Below are 14,945 nucleotides of genomic sequence, written 5' to 3' on the forward strand. Positions count from 1 at the left end.
CCGCCAGGCCATCCGGATTGGCTCTTGGCGCTGGTGGGTGTGGTGGTGGCCGGCGCCTTTTCGCCGTCTGTAACGCCACTTCGGGGTTAACAACGCCAGTTAACCGTCTGCTGAAGGCCCCAGGGGTATACAGCAGAGCGTTAAGTAGCGTTGTTAACGCCCAGCCGGCGCACCAGACACCCCAAGCCACCCCACCCCATGCCATGTCCCAGGGAATCGGCAGCACTCCTGCCGCAGCCCCAGACAACCACCACACCCCAAACCGGAAGAGCCAGTAAACCCCGCACCGGCGTAGTTAAACACCGAACCTGCGCAGCGGACGACGCCAGCGCAAAGCGCGCCGGCGAGCTGGCTCCCGGCTCCACTCACACCCTCAAACGCGAAGCGCCGGTTATGTGGCAGTAGTGGCGTGTGCCCAGTCGAGTTCGCAGAGGCGGGCGCGCCATGCCTGGAGGGCGGTAGCGGCTTGGGTGAGAGTGATGTCCTGGTCTGGCGGCGGTTGCATAGGGTGGCGAAGAGCTCGTAGCCATACGGGCGACTGTGAACTGGCGTAGTAGACCAGCAGACGGCCGCGTGGCGGGCCTTGAACTGATCCTGTCGCTTTCCCGTGGGCGCTTTTCCGCGGGCGGGTGCGCGGCTTCGGCTTCGGTCTCAGACGGTCTCGGCGGCGCCCAGGTACTCCAGCCAGCGCTCGTAGTGGTCCAGGACGTCGTGGGCGACCTGCTCGCGCGACCAGTCCATGACGTCGTAGCCCTGGCCGCCGCCGCGGGGACGCACCTCCAGGCGGACGGTCAGGTCATCGGCCTCGTGGACGACGATGCCGAAGGCGGGCACCGGCGCCTGCACCATGCGCACCGCGTAGCGGAAGCGGGAGGGGGCCACCTGCTCGCCCTGCGCCGCAGCGATCTGCTCCGGCGACTGGGGCGGGGTCACCACGAGGGTGGCGGAGCCCAGGAAGTTGCGCTCGTCGTCGGGATCCTGGGCCTCGGGCCCGGCCAGGACCACCTCGGCCACCAGGTCCTCCTTGCGCAGCTCGTCGGCCACTGCCTCGAGCGCCGGCACCACGCGGTTGGCCATGGCGCGCCGGGCGCGTGCGGGGGAGACGATGTCGAAGGTGTGGGACAGGCGGTCGCGCCAGGGGATGCGGTTCATTCCGGCGGCGGTGCCCGTGGCGCCCAGCAGCCGGTTGCGGTTGGCGATACCGCGGGCCTGCTCACGGCTGGCCTCGGTGCGCATGGCCCGCCACAGGCCGGCCATGACGGCGATGATGACGAAGGAGAACGGCAGTGCCATGACGATGGTCGCCTGCTGCAGGATGGGGATGCCGCCTGCAACGAGCATGGCGATCGTGAGCACGCCGGTCAGCGCCGCCCAGAAGATCCGCAGCCAGGCGGGGGCGTCCTGCGGGTCCCCGTGATAGCGGGGGCTGGTCCGGCTGGACAGGTTGGCCATCACCAGCGCCCCGGAGTCGGCGCTGGTCACGTAGAACAGGATGCCGATGAACAGGGCCAGGGCGATCAGCATCCTGCCCCCGGGAAGGTGCCCGAGCAGCGTGTACAGGCCCTGCTCCGGCTCTGCGACGGTCAGCTGGGCGAAGTCGAGATTGCCGGAGCGGATGAGCCTCAGGGCGCTGTTGCCGAAGATCGAAACCCACATGGTGACGTAGGAGAAGGGCAGCACCAGGGAGCCGATCACGAACTCGCGGACCGTACGCCCCCGGGAGATACGTGCCAGGAACATGCCGACGAACGCGGCCCAGGTGATCCACCACGCCCAGAAGAACAGGGTCCAGCTGTTGAGCCACTCGGTCGGGCGGTCGTAGGCGTAGGTCTCCAGGGTCAGGCCGGGGAACTGGGCGATGAAGTCGCCGATATTGCCCACCAGTGCGTCGATGAGGAAGGCGGTGTCGCCCGTGACCAGCACCCACAGGGCGAGCCCAACAGCCAGCAGCACGTTGATGTTCGACAGCACGCGCACGCCGCGGTCCACCCCGGAGACGGCGGAGATGGTGGCCATGACGACGCTGAGGGCGATCAGGCCGATCTGCGTGGAGGTGCCCTGCGGCAGGCCGAACAGGAGGGTGAGGGCCACGTTCAGCTGGACCACCCCCACGCCGAGAGAGGCCGCGATGCCCACAACCCCGCCGACGAGCGCGGCGGCGTCGACGACGTCGCCGAGGCGGCCGTTGACCCGCTCGCCCAGCAGGGGGCGCAGCGTCGAGCGGACCGCAAGTGGCTGGTGGCGCCGGTAGGCGAAGTACCCCAGGGCCATGCCCACGATGGCGTACAGGCCCCAACCGCTGATGCCGTAGTGGAGCAGCGTCAGGACGATGCCGTTGCGGGCCGCCTCGACGGTCTGGCCCTCACCGGTGGGCGGGTTCATGTACTGCGCCACCGGTTCGGCAACCGCGTAGAACATGATGGCCGTGCCCACGCCCGCGGCGAACAGCATGGCGGCCCAGGAGAAGGTGGAGAAGTCAGGGGTGGAGTTGTCCGGGCCCAGGCGGATCGTCCCGAACTTCGACAGCGCCAGGACGATGACGAACACCAGCGCCGCGGTGACGAGCAGGATGTAGAAGGAGCCGAACCAGCGCCCGGCCCAGGACACGGCGGCGTTGAAGGCGGTGGAGACCGCCTCCGGCGCCACGATGGCGGCGCCGGCGATGGTGGCGATGATCGCTGCCGAGACGGCGAAGACCACCGTGTTGAGGCGGCGCTGCTCAGGGGCTTCGGAAGCTGCTGTTGTCGGCTGATTACTCGGGGAATCAGACACGGGCACTCCTTGATGCATGGGATGCATTGGTGATGCATTCGGCGTACACATGGCCTTCAGCGCACGACCATGATGACGTTTACGAGATTGTGAATCTTTCAGGGTTTCCGCGACTTGGCAAGCGAAAGGTCCCGGAATCGCCCCTCCGGCCGGACTTGACAGCCGCATGAGGTCGGGGATAAATAGGCATCCGCGAGATCCTTCCCACATTTCCCCTCCGCGGGGTTCCGATCCCTGCGACGGCGCCGGTCCTGCCGCGCGGGGCCCTGGAGACGACGTGCCGGACGCGGACCGGACCGGTGCCGGTGGCGCTCGCGCGCGGCGCAGTGGCAGGGTGGGTGCGTGAGCGTCCCCGGACTGACCCAGCAGCGCTACGACGTCGTCATGCGGCGGGCGCTGCAGCTGGCCCGGACCGCGGGGGCGGCCGGGGAGGTGCCCGTGGGCGCCGTCGTCCTGGGGGCCGACGGCAGGGTGCTGGCCGATGCCGCCAATGCCCGCGAGGCCGACTGTGATCCCACCGCGCACGCCGAGATCCGCGCCCTGCGGGCGGCCGGGGCGGTGCTGGGGCGCTCGCACCTGGACGGCTGCACCCTGGTGGTGACACTGGAGCCTTGCACCATGTGTGCCGGCGCCGCCCAGCTGGCACGGGTCAAGCGAGTGGTGTTCGGCGCCTGGGAGCCGAAGACCGGAGCCTGCGGGAGCGTGCGCGACGTCCTGCGCGATCCGCGTGCCAACCACCAGGTCGAGGTGGTGGCCGGGCTGCGTGAGGAGGAGTCGGAGGCGCTGCTGCGGGCGTTCTTCGCCTCGCGGCGGCCGGGGGAGCCCGGTTGAGGCGGCGACGGTGCGCCGCGGGCGGTGCCGACGGATTGCCGGACGGCGGCCCGTCGCCGTGGGTGCCTGTTTGCTCGCTGCCGTGAGTGACTTCGCCGCTGGCTGCCGTGAGCGACTTCGCAGCCCGCCGAGGCTGCGCATGCGGGCGCGGTGCGTGTAGTGTCTGCCTTCGAGGTAGCGTGTCCGAGCGGCCGAAGGTGCAGATCTCGAAAGTCTGTGTGGTTCATAGCCACCCTGGGTTCGAATCCCAGCGCTACCGCCAGACCGATCCCCGGTATTCCAACGAAAGGTTGGAGTCCGGGGATCGTTTCATGTAGCGCTTCCCCTCCGTGGGTACATGGCGGGTACATGAGGATGGGCAACACGGCATGGGCGCGCCTGAGCAGGAAGCCCCAGCCACGACCATGGCCACGCTCCTCACCCGCGCCTCCCGCCGACGCGGTGGCGGCTCGGCTCGTTGGGTGTGCGCCCTGTGCCGGGCCTGCCCTGTTGGGGCAGCGCTTTGCCGGGCCTGCCCTGTTGGGGCAGCGCTTTGCCGGGCCTGCCCTGTTGGGGCAGCGCTTTGCCGGGCCCGGCCTTGCTGGGGCAGCGCTTTGCCGGGGGTGACTGGGCGGGCCTCCTTGCCACGTCCGCAGCGCTCTAGGATCCGAGCCATGACCGTGCCCAACCCGCCCGTGCACTCCGCCGATTCCGGCCGGGCCTCGATTGAGCTCTACCGTCTGCTGTGCGACGCCATGGTCGCCGCTGACACCGCCGCCATTGACGCGCTCCTCACGGAGGACTGCGTCCTGACCCACATGACCGGTTACCCCCAGCCGAAGGTCGAGTGGCTCTCCGACATCCGTGACGGCACTCTGACCTACCACTCCTCAACAGTGATCTCCGCCGAGCCGGACGCCATAGACGGCTTCCCCGTAGTGCGCGGCCGCTCCCGCACCAATGCGACGGTATGGGGTACGCGCGGCACCTGGAACCTGCAGATTGTCGGCTACGTGGTCCCGGACTCCGGCGCCCGCAGCGAGCTCAACCCGACCGGGTGGCGCTTCAACCGCATGGACGCCAGCCGCTTCTAGGTCTTCTGAACACCATCTTCTTGACGGGCTCTTCGGGTTCCGCCGAGCACGTGCGCATGAGGCAGACGCGGGTGCCCCCGGGAGGGCCGGCTTGGGGGCTCGGTGAGGATCCTTGTGCGCAGTCAGGTGCCCACGGCGTTTTGGGTGCCCGGATGTCGGCAGTCGGAGGGGCGGGTGGGTCTTGTGCTGCCCTGCTTGGACCGCTCACGCCCCGTTGGACCGCTCACGCGCGGTTGGACCGCTGTAACCGGTGGCTACGGCGGTCCAACGGGGGCAGAGGGGTCCAACGGGGGCACAAGCGGTCCAACTGGCAGGCTCGGGCTCAACAGCCGCAACCACCACCCAGCCGCGCACCGCACCCGAGCACTCACACAACGGGACCTAGCCGCGACGCCGTCTCCCCGTGCCGCGGGTAGCAGGTGCCGTCCACGGATCCTCGGGCCAGGCGTGCTTGGGGTAGCGGCCGCGCATCTCGGCGCGCACCTGCGGGTAGCCCTGCCGCCAGAAGGAGCGCAGATCGTCGGTGATCGCCACCGGCCGCCGCGCCGGTGAGAGCAGGTGGATGACCACGCCCACGCGGTCGTCCGCAATCCGGGGCGTGTCCGCCCAGCCGAAGCACTCCTGCACTCGCACGGCCAGCACGGGCCGCTCCAGCGCCTCACCCTGCTCGTCAAGGTAGTCCACGCGCACCTGGGAGCCCGAAGGCACCTCCAGCCGCTCGGGGGCAAGCTCGTCCAGGCGCGCGGCCTCCGGCCAGGGCAGCAGGGAGCGCAGGCACGCCGTCATGTCCAGTCTGTCCAGGTCGAAGCGCCCGCTCGACGCCGCCAGCGCCTGAACGGCCGGAACCAGCCCCTCGTGAGCCCGCTCCAGGAGTGCCGCGGCGTCAACATCCGGCCAGGGCTCGCCCAGCACCCGGCGCAGTAGTGCCAATCGTGCCCGCAGCGCGGCGGCGTCGCGCCAGGGCAGCACGCCGAGCCCCTCACTGCGGCACCGCTCGACGACGGCGGCCGCGGCCTCATCCGGCGCGGGCGCCCCGTTCGCCGAGGATGCCAGTGGAATCGCACCCAGGCGGCGCAACCGCTCCGCCCGCAGCCTGCTCCCGTCCCAGACGGTGCGCGTCTCCTCCGCCAGCCAGTCGCCGGCGACCTCGTGTGCGAGTGCGGCGTCGATCGGTGCGGCCGCCCGAATGGTCGCCTCGGACTCGCCCGGCGACCGGTCGACGTCGGCGACCGCCAGCCACTCGCTTCCGGCCAACGGCGAATCCACCGGCAGGCGCAGCCCGGTGCCGCCGACGCTGGCGTAGATGGCCGCTCTTCCCGTCGTCGGTACTGGGCCACGACGGCGGGCGATCCACTCCGGGTGGGCCAGTGCCGCAACCAGCCCGACGGCGTCCGCCGCCCCCGGGCCGACCAGGTCCCCAAGGCTGGCGGCGGAGCCGGCCGCCACCGCATCCGCCCGCCCGTAGTCGGCGTCGGCCCGAGGGCTGGTGGCGTCGTCGGCCGCATGCGGGACGGCACTGCCCTGGCCGGGTGCCGGCGTGCCCTGCCTCCAGCCGCCGGGCCTCGGCGCGCCAGGCGGCCGCACCGGCACCGCCGCGAAACGTTCCGGGCCAGGGCCTGAGGTCGGCGCGCGGTGCGCGTAGGTCACTGGTGAGCAGTGCGGTCGCCTCCGCCGCCCGCCGCAGGCCGACGACGTCGGTTGCAGCCAGCAGGGCACGCGCGGGACGCACGTCGGCGGGGATGGCGGCGACGGCGCGGCCCAGCTCGGTCACGGCGTCGCCGTCGAGCAGTCCCAGGCCGGTGAGTGCGAGCCTGGCCGCATCCAGGGCGGGTGCGGGTGGTGGATCGAGCCACGCCAGCCCCTCCCCGCCGGGCACGCCCCACACGGCCAGCTCCAATGCGGTGCGGGTCAGGTCCGCGGTGAGGATCTCCGGGAGTGGCGCGGCGGCGGCCCGCGCCCAGTCCGTCGGCGTGCAGCAGCGGTACACGGCGCCCGGGCCGGTGCGTGCCGCCCGCCCGGCGCGCTGGACTCCGGCCGCCCGGGACGCCCCGACCGTCACCAGCCCAGACATGCCCCGCGCCACGTCCAGGCGCGGCTCGCGGGCGAGCATGGCGTCGACGACGATCCGCACCCCCGGCACCGTCAGGGAGGACTCGGCCACGTCGGTGGACACGATTACCCGCCGCGCACCGGGGGAAGGACTGAGTGCGGCGTCCTGGGCGGCTGCGGGGAGCCGCCCGTGCAGCGGCAGCACCTGAGTCGTGGTGGGCGTGGGCCCCCTTGGCCCTGAGCCTGGGGACGCATCGTCGTAGCGGAGGCTCTCGCGCAGCCGGGCAACGACGTCGTCGACCTCCCGGGCGCCGGGCAGGAAGGCGAGCACGTCGCCCTCCCGCTCGGCAAGCGCCCGCCGCACCGTGGCTGCCACATGTGCCAGGAACTCCCGTGGGACCCCGCGCGGGCCGAGCCGGGCGGTGCCCGCGGGCGGCGGCGCCCAGACCTCATCCAGTGGGTACAGCGCCCCGGGCACGTCAACCACCGGTGCGGGGGCGGCGTCGCCGCCGAGCAGGGTGGGCAGGCGCTGTAGGTCCAGGGTCGCGGACATCGCCACGACGGCCAGGTCCTCACGCAGGGCGGCGCGCGCATCGAGCAGGAGCGCCAGCAGCAGGTCGGATTCCAGGGAGCGCTCGTGCACCTCGTCCAGGACCACCGCAGCCACGTCCGGCAGTTCGGGGTCGCGCTGCAGGCGGCGCAGCAGCAGGCCGGCGGTCACCACCTCAATGCGGGTGCGGGCCGAGGCGCGGCGCTCCCCGCGCACGGCATAGCCGACCGTGCCGCCGACCTCCTCGCCCAGCAGGGACGCCAGCCGTCGGGCGGCGGCCCGTGCCGCGACGCGCCGGGGCTGGGTGACGATGACGCGGCCGGGGCGGGGCGCGCCGTGCGCTTCGAAGCCGTCGGGGGCGGCGCCGTCGAGGGGGCGGGCCAGGGCGTCGGGGCGGGCCAGGGCGTCGGGGCGGGCCAGGGCGTCGGGGCGGGCCAGGGCGTCGGCTACCAGCGGCGGCACCAGCGTGGTCTTGCCGGTTCCGGGAGGGGCGGTGACCACGACGGCGGGGGCCGGTATGGCGGGTGCGGCGTCGGTGCGGGTTGTGAGCAGTGTGCGGAGCCTGGGCAGGGCGGCCACGACGGGCAGGTCCGGTGGGTCGGCCAGGAGTCGGGCGACGGGGTCCGCGGTCTGCTTCACCCGCTCATCATGCCCGCACCGCACGGTAGGGCCGACGGCGAACGGACATCTGTGATGGACAAACGAACTTGACACGGGCGCCGGTGTCAAGCATGCTAGTCATGTCAAGGGTGCTGGACATTGAATGTCGGCTCCGGCTGTGCGACGTCATGCCGGGGCCCGCCCGCCTGAAAGTCGACCCGAAAGGAGAGCCCAGTGAACTGGCTGGCCTCGCAAACGATGAAGAGCCGTCTGACCGTGATCGCCGTCGTGACGTTCCTGGTCTGTGCCGTCGTCGCCATTGCCCTGCCCGATCAGCGCCGCTTCGTGCTCGACCTCGGCCTCGGTCTGGGAGCCGGCGGCGTGCTGGCGGGTGTGTTGTATGGGCACTTCCGCCGCCGTGCCCGTCGTCGCTCCAATGCGGTGGCGGTGTCGACGGGATCCCCGGAGATGGTCGGTCTGTGGGCGGCCCTCATGCTGATTGGCCTGTGCGCATCCATGGTCGCGCAGTTAGTCGGCTCTACGGATGGAAGCCTCATGCTGGGCGGCGTGGGCATCGCCGTCCTGCTCGTCAGCGTCGCCGGCAACGCGATGGCCTTTGCCGCTCGGGGGCAGACGACCGGCAAAGGTGAGGCGTGAACCACGCCTTGCCGCGGTAGGGTCGACCGCTCCCGCGGTGGCCCGCCGCGACCCCGGACCACGGTGAGTCCCGTCGATGAGTCCCGTCGTGCGTGATGCCGCCCACCACCAGGCTCTTCGCTACCATCGTGCTGGAGCTGTAGAGGAGTTGACGATGGAGAACGACGTGCGCGCCCTGCGTGAGGCCAAGGGGCTCACCCAGGCGCAGCTGGGCGAGGCCGTCGGCGTCTCCCGCCAGTCCATCAACTCCATTGAGAAGGGCCGCTACGACCCATCCCTGCCGCTGGCCATTGCCATCGCCCGCTACTTCGGAAAAGCAGTCGAGGAGATCTTCCATGTCCGACCAGCCCGAGAGCCCCAGCACACCGGACGAGGCCGGCAAGCTCAATAAGCGCATGGCGGCGGACGATGACACCAATTCTCCCGCCATGGGTTTCCCGCAGGAGTCGGCCAAGGCGTCCCGGCGCCGCAAGGTGCGGATGCTCGCCATGGCCTGCTCCGCCGTTCTGCTGATAATCCTCACGTTCGCTTGGCTGCGCGATCCCGAGCACCGTGAGGCGGAGCCCCTGAGCGGCTACGTAACCGGTGTGACTATGGCGATCTTCGCCTTCTGGCTGATCGGCTGGTGGGCGCGGCGGCGCGGCGGCAGCTCCTACTCACGCGCGCTCGACGGCACCCAGGACGAGCGCGACGAGCTCATCTGGAAGTCGGCCTGGGCGCTGACCGGCAAGGTGGACTGGATCTTGGTCCTGGGCGCGGTGATCGTCGCATCATTCGGTGTTGAGCTGGAGCTGGGCACGGCCGCCATCGTCGCCCTGTGGATCAACATCATCGCCCTGTACGGCTCGCGCTTCTACTTTGAGCGCACCATGTGACTGCGGGGCGCCCCGTGCGCATACCGCGTGGCGCCCCCGATGGGTCGCATAGCCGCGGCACCGGTGCGCTCGTGCGACGCGCCGCTGCGCCGCCCGATCACCGGGTTTCATCCGCTGGGCTGACCCGGGCCCCGAGCGGGCCGGGTAGGCTCTCCAGGAGGACGTATGCACGACGCGCACGAGAGGGAGCAGACGTGGCCACACAGCCCACAGCCGGAGTCTGGGAGGAAGACCCCGACGGCGCCTCGATCGTCCTGTCCACCGGTCGGCAGCGGCACGAGCTGCTGGTGATTGCGGAGCCGTGTGTCCTCACCGAACTCGACGAGGCCTGGGGTCGTCCCGCCTCGCGTGTGCGCCTGTCCTTCCTTCCGGGCGTGTCGGCCCCCGCCGGCCCCGGCCAGGAGGACGCCCTGTGCTCCTATGACCGCGATGGTCGCGGCGTACTCGTGGCGCGCGGTCGCACCAGCCTCTTCGAGGGCGTGCCCGCCCGCCGTACCACTGCTCTTGCCCGCATCGCCCCCGGTGCCGGCGTGCGCGCCGCCCTGCTGGTTACTTGCGCAGTGAGCCTGGGCGACGCCGCCCCGGGGGACTTCCTCACCATCGGTGACCACTTGAACCTGACCGGCGCTCCGCTGTTCCCAGCGACCACGCCGCAGGAGGCCTCCTGGGACCAGAATCTGGCTGCGGAGGTAGCCGCTCTCGACGGCGTGCGTGACCCCGCCGTCGTCGCCCTGACTCCCGGGCCGGTGCGTCCGAGTCACACGGAGGCCCGTGTGCTGGCCGCCCTGGGAGCGGAGGCCGCAGTCACCGACACGGTTGCCGAGGCGATGGCCCTGGCGGCTCGGGGTGTGCGCGTGGTCGGTCTGGCATACGTCGATGCTGTAGCGGGCGGTGCTGAGGGCCGCCCCGCCGCTGGTCGCCGCGCGGCCGCCGTGCCGCCCGCCGTCGGCCTGCGGCAGGTGCCCGCTCCCGACGTCGTCCTGGCCGCGGTGGAGAAGATGCTGGCGGCTGCGGTCTGAGTAGCTTCGAACGCGCCGACGTAAGATCTACCGACCTCGGTACGTAAGATCTACCGACCTCGGTACGTAAGATCTACCGACCTCGGTACGTAAGATCTACCGACCTCGGTGAGTGAGTTGTGCCGAACTTGAGTAGGGCGCACTGACCGGCCTGGGCGCCAATCATCTAGGCTCGGCCCGTGAAACCCTTCCTCATGCTGGCCGCCCGCGCCGACGATGAGCCCGCCGACGCCGAGTACGAGGCCTTCCTGCTGCGCACCGGACTCGATGAGTCCTCCCTGATCCGCCACCGCCTCGAGGCCGAGCCCATGCCGGACATCGACTTGGACGACTGGTCCGGCATCATCGTTGGCGGCTCGCCCTTCAACACCTCCACCCCCCAGGAGGAGAAGGATCCGGTGCAGCGGCGTGTCGAGGATGAGCTCAATGCCCTCATCACCCGTGTCCTGGATGCGGACTTCCCCTTCCTGGGCGCCTGCTACGGCCTGGGTCTGCTCACTCAGCACCAGGGCGGCGTGGTCGACGGAACCTACGGCGAGGAGGTCTCCTACCCGCAGGTGCAACTCACCGAGGCGGGGCGCAACGATCCCCTGCTTGAGGGCATGCCCGCGGCCTTCCCCGCCTTCGTCGCCCACACGGAGGCGGTCGCGACCCCGCCGGTCGGCGGGGTGGTGCTGGCCTCCGCGGCGACCTGCCCCGTGCAGGTGCTGCGGGTGCGAACCAACCTGTACGCCACGCAGTTCCACCCCGAGCTGGACGGCGACTACCTGGCTCACCGCCTGGCCTTCTACGCCGGCCACGGCTACTTCGATGATGACCGCCTGCCGGAGATTCAGGATGAGGTACGCCGTCAGGACGTTTCCGACTCCTGGAAGGTATTGTCGAACTTCGTGGCGCGTTACGCGCGCTGAAGCGTGCCGTGTGCGCCCCGAAGCATCGACAGCACGGAAGAAGGTTCAATCATGTCCCGCATCGTCATTGTTGGCGGCCACGGCAAGGTCGCCCTGCTGCTCGCCCCGCTGCTGGTGCAGCGCGGTGACGAGGTCATCTCCCTCATCCGCAATCCTGAACATGCCGACGACGTTGCCGCCGCCGGCGCCACCCCGCTGGTCGTGTCCGTGGAGGACGCCGACGAGCAGGAGCTCGCCGCCGTATTCGCCGGCGCCGACGCCGTCGTCTGGTCCGCCGGAGCCGCCGGCAAGGGCGGCCCGCAGCGCACGGAGGCGGTTGACCGCGACGCCGCCATCCGCTCCATGGAGGCCGCCCGCGCCGCCTGCGTACCCCGCTACGTCATGGTGTCCTTCGCCGCCTCGCACGGCCAGGACCCGGTTCCGGCCGACCACCCGCTGCGCACCTACGCCATGGCCAAGCTCGCCGCCGACCGCCACCTGGTGGCCTCCGACCTGGATTGGACGATCGTCGGCCCCGGCCTGCTGACGCTGGATGAACCGACCGGCCGCATCGACGTCGGCCGCTTCGACGGCGGAGCGCAGGCGCCCACCTCGCGCGCCAACGTCGCCGCCGTCGTCGCCGCGGTGCTCGCCGAGCCCGCCAGCATCGGGCGGGTGATCCCCTTCCGGGACGGTGACACCCCCATTGCCGCGGCGGTCGCGAACGTCCCGGCGCAGTACGCCGACCTGGACAGCTGACCGATGCCCGACTGAGGCCCGACGGCCAACGGCCAGGTGCCGCTCAGCCGATCAGCCGGTCCGCCAGTGGGGTCAGGAACTCGCTGGTACCGTCCTCCACGCGCACCGTGGCCAGCTCGTCTACCGCCGTCGGGCCGCGGTTGATCACCACCAGCTCGGCACCGCCCGCCAGCGCCTGCCGCACGATCCACAGGCCGGTCAGCACCGCCAGGCTGGAGCCGGCCACCAGGACGACGTCGCAGTGGTCGGCGGCCCGCATGGCCTCGTCCATCGCGGCGGGCAGGCCCTCGCCGAAGAAGACGATGTCCGGCTTGAGCAGGCCGCCGCACCGCTCACACCTGGCCGGGGTGAAGTCGCAGGCCTCGGCCGCAGCCCGGTCGGCCTCCGGGGTGATGGCCACGCGGGCCGGGTCGGACTCGCGCGGATAGCCGGGGTTCAGTGCGCTCAGGCGCACATCCAGTTCGGCGCGGGAGGTCAGCCGCCCGCAGCTCAGGCACACGACCCGGTCGTAGGCGCCGTGCAGCTCCCATACCGTGTGCTGCCCTGCCCGGGAGTGGAGGCGGTCGACGTTCTGCGTGGCCACGCCGGTCAGCAGCCCGGCCTCCTCCAACCGTGCCAGCGCCAGGTGTCCGGGTGTGGGCTCAAGCGGATCCAGGAGCCGCCAGGTGGCGTGATTGCGCGCCCACACCCACCGGTACCAGACCGGGTCGGTGACGAACCGCTGGAAGTCGACCGGTTCCACGGGGGTGGTGCCCAATCCCCGGTAGTCGGGAATGCCGGAATCGGTGGAGATGCCCGCGCCGGTGACGGCGAGTGTGCGGCGTCCGGACATCACCTCGGCAACGGCCTCAACGGCTGGCTTCGTCACGGCGCTTCACAACCAATCCACTCGGGCTGGTATTGACCTTCTCCGGCTACTGGGCGTCGCGGCCGAAGTGGTTGACGAAGTTGCGGATGACCCGGCCTGCGACGTGCTCCTGCGCGCTGCGGGCCTCCGCCAGGATGTTGTCCACCAGGCCCGGGTCCCCGTAGCCGGCGTCGGAGTAGACGGAGACGCGCTGGGCGAAGCGCTCGGCGTCGAGCTCGGGGTTGAACTGGGTGCCGTAGACGCTCTTGCCGACCCGGATCATCTGCACCGGGCAGTCCGCCGAGCTGGCCAGCAGGGTGGCGTGCGGTGGTACCTCGATCGCCCCCTCATGGTGGCCGACGAAGGCCGTGAAGGTCTGCGGCATGCCCTCGAGCAGCGGGTCCTGGCGGCCCTCGGCGGTGAGGTAGACGTCGGTGGTGCCGAGCTGCTCGCCGAACTCGCGGGAGGTGGTGGTGCCCAGGTAGCCGGCGAGCACCTCCAGACCGAAGCCGGTGGCCAGCACCGGCACGCCCTCCTTGAGGGACATGGCCAGCAGTTCACGTACCTGGTCCTCCACCCGCAGCTGGGTGCGGGTCTTGGCGGATTCCGGCGTCGAGGTGTCGTAGGGGCTGCCGCCGATGAAGACGCCGGAGACGTCCTGGGCGGAGAAGGATTCGGAGTAGTCGACCTCCTCCAGCAGCACATGCTGGAGGTACTCGGGCTGGAGCCCGCCCTGGGCGAGGAAGGAGTCGTATTCGTTCTGCGCGGCTTCAAGCTCAGGACGCGTCGAGACCATGATGAAGGGCTTCACGCGATTACCATACGGGGTTTCGAGACCGCTGAGCGCGGCCAGTCCGGGTGTGCCGCCCCACCCGGCGGTGAGGGCGTCCCGGACCGGCCAGGGCCCGGAGCGGGTGCGGTGCGCTGATGCTCTTGCCGATGCGGTCAGGGGAACTGGGTGATCATCCACCACAGCCACAGCCAGCCGATAGTGGTCGCGGCACCGACTATGACCGCGAACCAGGCCTGGCCGTGGCCGGTGTCGTAGCTGTTGCGCAGGCGTCGCAGCGCCAGCACGCCCAGGCCGAGGGCCAGCAGGCCCAGGCCGGGGATGAGGCTGAGCACGGCGCACGCGAGGGCGGCGACGGCGGCGGGCTCGGTGCGCTGCCGGGGTGCCTGGTAGCCGGGGCCGGCGAATACCTCCCGCGGGTTGAGCTGCTCGGTGCCTGGGAAGACGAAGTCGGCCGGGACGATCCGGGTGGGGTCGACGACGTCGGACTGCTCGGAGCTCATGCTGTCATCGTGCCACGGTTCGTGCGCACGTGCTTCGACCCTGCGCGTCCCGGCGGGCCCCGGGGGAGGTTAGCCGTCCGTGTTCTCGGCGGCGGCCTCGGTCGCCTCCGGGGCGGTGGTGGCGGCGACGCAGCCTGCGGGGGCGGAGATGATCTGGCCGGCCTTGAGCTGGCCGATCTCCTCGGCGGAGAGGATGCCGGTGGAGTACTGGTCTCCCAGCACCACGCTCACTGCGGGGTCATTGGCGTCCTGCGTCTCATCGATCTGTACGATCACGGAGCCGGTGAACACCTGCGCGAGCGTGTAGGCGTTGGCCAGGCCGGCCGTGGAGGTGGTCAGCTGCACCTCGCCCGAGTAGTCGCCCTTGGGCCAGTCCGCCGTATTGTTCACGGTGATTCCGGCGTCTCCCAGGGTGTCGGCGACGCCGCCTGCCAGGCCCGTGGTGTCGGTGCCGTTGTAGACGTTCACGGGGATTGAGGTGATCTCCACCGTGGTGGCGTCAGTGGGCGGACAGGGCTGGACGATGGGGGCCGCGTCATCATCCGCGGAGGAGAAACCCGGATCGTAGAAGGCTGGGAGCACTCCGCTCCAAATCATCAGGCAGACCACGGTCACGGCGGCCATTACCGTCAGTGCACCGCCGATCACGATCGTCTGCCGGTGCTTGAGGCGGCGCCGGTACTCGGCGTAGGGGTCGGCGGAGGAGCTCACCCCCTCAGCGTAGTGGACG

15 protein-coding genes and 1 tRNA gene are annotated in these 14,945 nt (G+C 70.9%); 9 read left to right on the plus strand and 7 right to left on the minus strand.

Annotated features, from left to right (window positions below; all coding sequences use genetic code 11):
- Positions 1–651 precede the first annotated feature (651 nt).
- A complete protein-coding gene (betT, locus tag E4J16_RS00695; protein ID WP_420809318.1) occupies positions 652–2,799 on the minus strand; it encodes a choline BCCT transporter BetT in 2,148 nt (715 codons plus the stop codon).
- A 357-nt stretch (positions 2,800–3,156) separates the two neighbouring features.
- Between betT and E4J16_RS00700 the strand changes: the two genes are divergently transcribed.
- From E4J16_RS00700 to E4J16_RS00705, 3 genes are all read left to right on the plus strand, one after another.
- Positions 3,157–3,603, plus strand: coding sequence for a nucleoside deaminase (locus tag E4J16_RS00700; RefSeq protein ID WP_136314515.1), 447 nt, complete (start codon positions 3,157–3,159; stop codon positions 3,601–3,603).
- A gap of 173 nt (positions 3,604–3,776) precedes the next feature.
- Positions 3,777–3,865 (plus strand) — tRNA-Ser (locus E4J16_RS15005).
- Positions 3,866–4,256: 391 nt separating this feature from the next.
- Positions 4,257–4,676 carry a nuclear transport factor 2 family protein gene (locus E4J16_RS00705; protein ID WP_136194036.1) on the plus strand — a complete coding sequence of 140 codons (420 nt, stop codon included), beginning with the start codon at positions 4,257–4,259 and terminating at the stop codon, positions 4,674–4,676.
- Positions 4,677–5,057: 381 nt separating this feature from the next.
- Here the strand turns inward: E4J16_RS00705 and E4J16_RS15440 are convergent, their stop codons facing one another.
- Positions 5,058–5,753, minus strand: coding sequence for an ATP-dependent helicase C-terminal domain-containing protein (locus E4J16_RS15440; RefSeq protein ID WP_168709433.1), 696 nt, complete (start codon positions 5,751–5,753; stop codon positions 5,058–5,060).
- Positions 5,692–7,914, minus strand: a complete 2,223-nt coding sequence (locus tag E4J16_RS00715; protein ID WP_240038196.1) for a helicase-related protein — start codon at positions 7,912–7,914, stop codon at positions 5,692–5,694. Before E4J16_RS00715 ends, E4J16_RS15440 begins: the two co-directional genes overlap by 62 nt.
- Before the next feature lie 195 nt (positions 7,915–8,109).
- Here E4J16_RS00715 and E4J16_RS00720 point away from each other — a divergent pair, with 195 nt between their 5' ends.
- The 6 genes from E4J16_RS00720 to E4J16_RS00745 all read left to right on the plus strand — a co-directional run bounded on the left by E4J16_RS00720 (position 8,110) and on the right by E4J16_RS00745 (position 12,075).
- Positions 8,110–8,532: a hypothetical protein gene (locus E4J16_RS00720; protein WP_136312964.1), complete on the plus strand. Its 423-nt coding sequence runs from the start codon at positions 8,110–8,112 to the stop codon at positions 8,530–8,532.
- 154 nt (positions 8,533–8,686) lie between these two features.
- Complete coding sequence (locus E4J16_RS00725; protein ID WP_136312965.1) at positions 8,687–8,923, plus strand: helix-turn-helix transcriptional regulator; 237 nt, start codon at positions 8,687–8,689, stop codon at positions 8,921–8,923.
- Positions 8,868–9,407, plus strand: a complete 540-nt coding sequence (locus E4J16_RS00730; RefSeq protein WP_136312966.1) for a hypothetical protein — start codon at positions 8,868–8,870, stop codon at positions 9,405–9,407. Before E4J16_RS00725 ends, E4J16_RS00730 begins: the two co-directional genes overlap by 56 nt.
- A 194-nt stretch (positions 9,408–9,601) precedes the next feature.
- A complete protein-coding gene (locus tag E4J16_RS00735) occupies positions 9,602–10,426 on the plus strand; it encodes a purine-nucleoside phosphorylase (RefSeq protein ID WP_136312967.1) in 825 nt (274 codons plus the stop codon).
- Positions 10,427–10,605: 179 nt separating this feature from the next.
- A complete protein-coding gene (locus E4J16_RS00740; protein ID WP_136194042.1) occupies positions 10,606–11,337 on the plus strand; it encodes a glutamine amidotransferase in 732 nt (243 codons plus the stop codon).
- Positions 11,338–11,388: 51 nt separating this feature from the next.
- Positions 11,389–12,075, plus strand: coding sequence for an NAD(P)H-binding protein (locus E4J16_RS00745; RefSeq protein ID WP_136194043.1), 687 nt, complete (start codon positions 11,389–11,391; stop codon positions 12,073–12,075).
- Between the two features lie 43 nt (positions 12,076–12,118).
- Here E4J16_RS00745 and E4J16_RS00750 read toward each other — a convergent pair whose 3' ends face one another.
- The 4 genes from E4J16_RS00750 to E4J16_RS00765 all read right to left on the minus strand — a co-directional run bounded on the left by E4J16_RS00750 (position 12,119) and on the right by E4J16_RS00765 (position 14,926).
- Complete coding sequence (locus tag E4J16_RS00750) at positions 12,119–12,907, minus strand: Sir2 family NAD-dependent protein deacetylase (RefSeq protein WP_136314517.1); 789 nt, start codon at positions 12,905–12,907, stop codon at positions 12,119–12,121.
- A gap of 82 nt (positions 12,908–12,989) precedes the next feature.
- The gene (locus tag E4J16_RS00755) at positions 12,990–13,733 is read right to left on the minus strand and encodes a glutamine amidotransferase (RefSeq protein WP_136194044.1); all 744 of its coding nucleotides are present in this window, start codon (positions 13,731–13,733) and stop codon (positions 12,990–12,992) included.
- 134 nt (positions 13,734–13,867) lie between these two features.
- Complete coding sequence (locus E4J16_RS00760; protein WP_136194045.1) at positions 13,868–14,215, minus strand: DUF4190 domain-containing protein; 348 nt, start codon at positions 14,213–14,215, stop codon at positions 13,868–13,870.
- Positions 14,216–14,284: 69 nt separating this feature from the next.
- Positions 14,285–14,926, minus strand: coding sequence for a LytR C-terminal domain-containing protein (locus E4J16_RS00765; RefSeq protein WP_136194046.1), 642 nt, complete (start codon positions 14,924–14,926; stop codon positions 14,285–14,287).
- Positions 14,927–14,945 lie beyond the last annotated feature (19 nt).

Source organism: Actinomyces procaprae, assembly GCF_004798665.1.
In the GTDB taxonomy this organism is placed as follows: domain Bacteria; phylum Actinomycetota; class Actinomycetes; order Actinomycetales; family Actinomycetaceae; genus Actinomyces; species Actinomyces procaprae.

What these genes read in the sequence shown, in the direction of transcription:
- E4J16_RS00705 (WP_136194036.1), top strand. Translation starts at nt 4,257, where the DNA reads ATGACCGTGCCCAACCCGCCCGTGCACTCCGCCGATTCCGGCCGGGCC.
- E4J16_RS00700 (WP_136314515.1), top strand. Translation starts at nt 3,157, where the DNA reads ATGCGGCGGGCGCTGCAGCTGGCCCGGACCGCGGGGGCGGCCGGGGAG.
- E4J16_RS00730 (WP_136312966.1), top strand. Translation starts at nt 8,868, where the DNA reads ATGTCCGACCAGCCCGAGAGCCCCAGCACACCGGACGAGGCCGGCAAG.
- E4J16_RS00750 (WP_136314517.1), bottom strand. Translation starts at nt 12,907, where the DNA reads ATGTCCGGACGCCGCACACTCGCCGTCACCGGCGCGGGCATCTCCACC.
- betT (WP_420809318.1), bottom strand. Translation starts at nt 2,799, where the DNA reads ATGCATCCCATGCATCAAGGAGTGCCCGTGTCTGATTCCCCGAGTAAT.
- E4J16_RS00745 (WP_136194043.1), top strand. Translation starts at nt 11,389, where the DNA reads ATGTCCCGCATCGTCATTGTTGGCGGCCACGGCAAGGTCGCCCTGCTG.
- E4J16_RS00725 (WP_136312965.1), top strand. Translation starts at nt 8,687, where the DNA reads ATGGAGAACGACGTGCGCGCCCTGCGTGAGGCCAAGGGGCTCACCCAG.
- E4J16_RS00760 (WP_136194045.1), bottom strand. Translation starts at nt 14,215, where the DNA reads ATGAGCTCCGAGCAGTCCGACGTCGTCGACCCCACCCGGATCGTCCCG.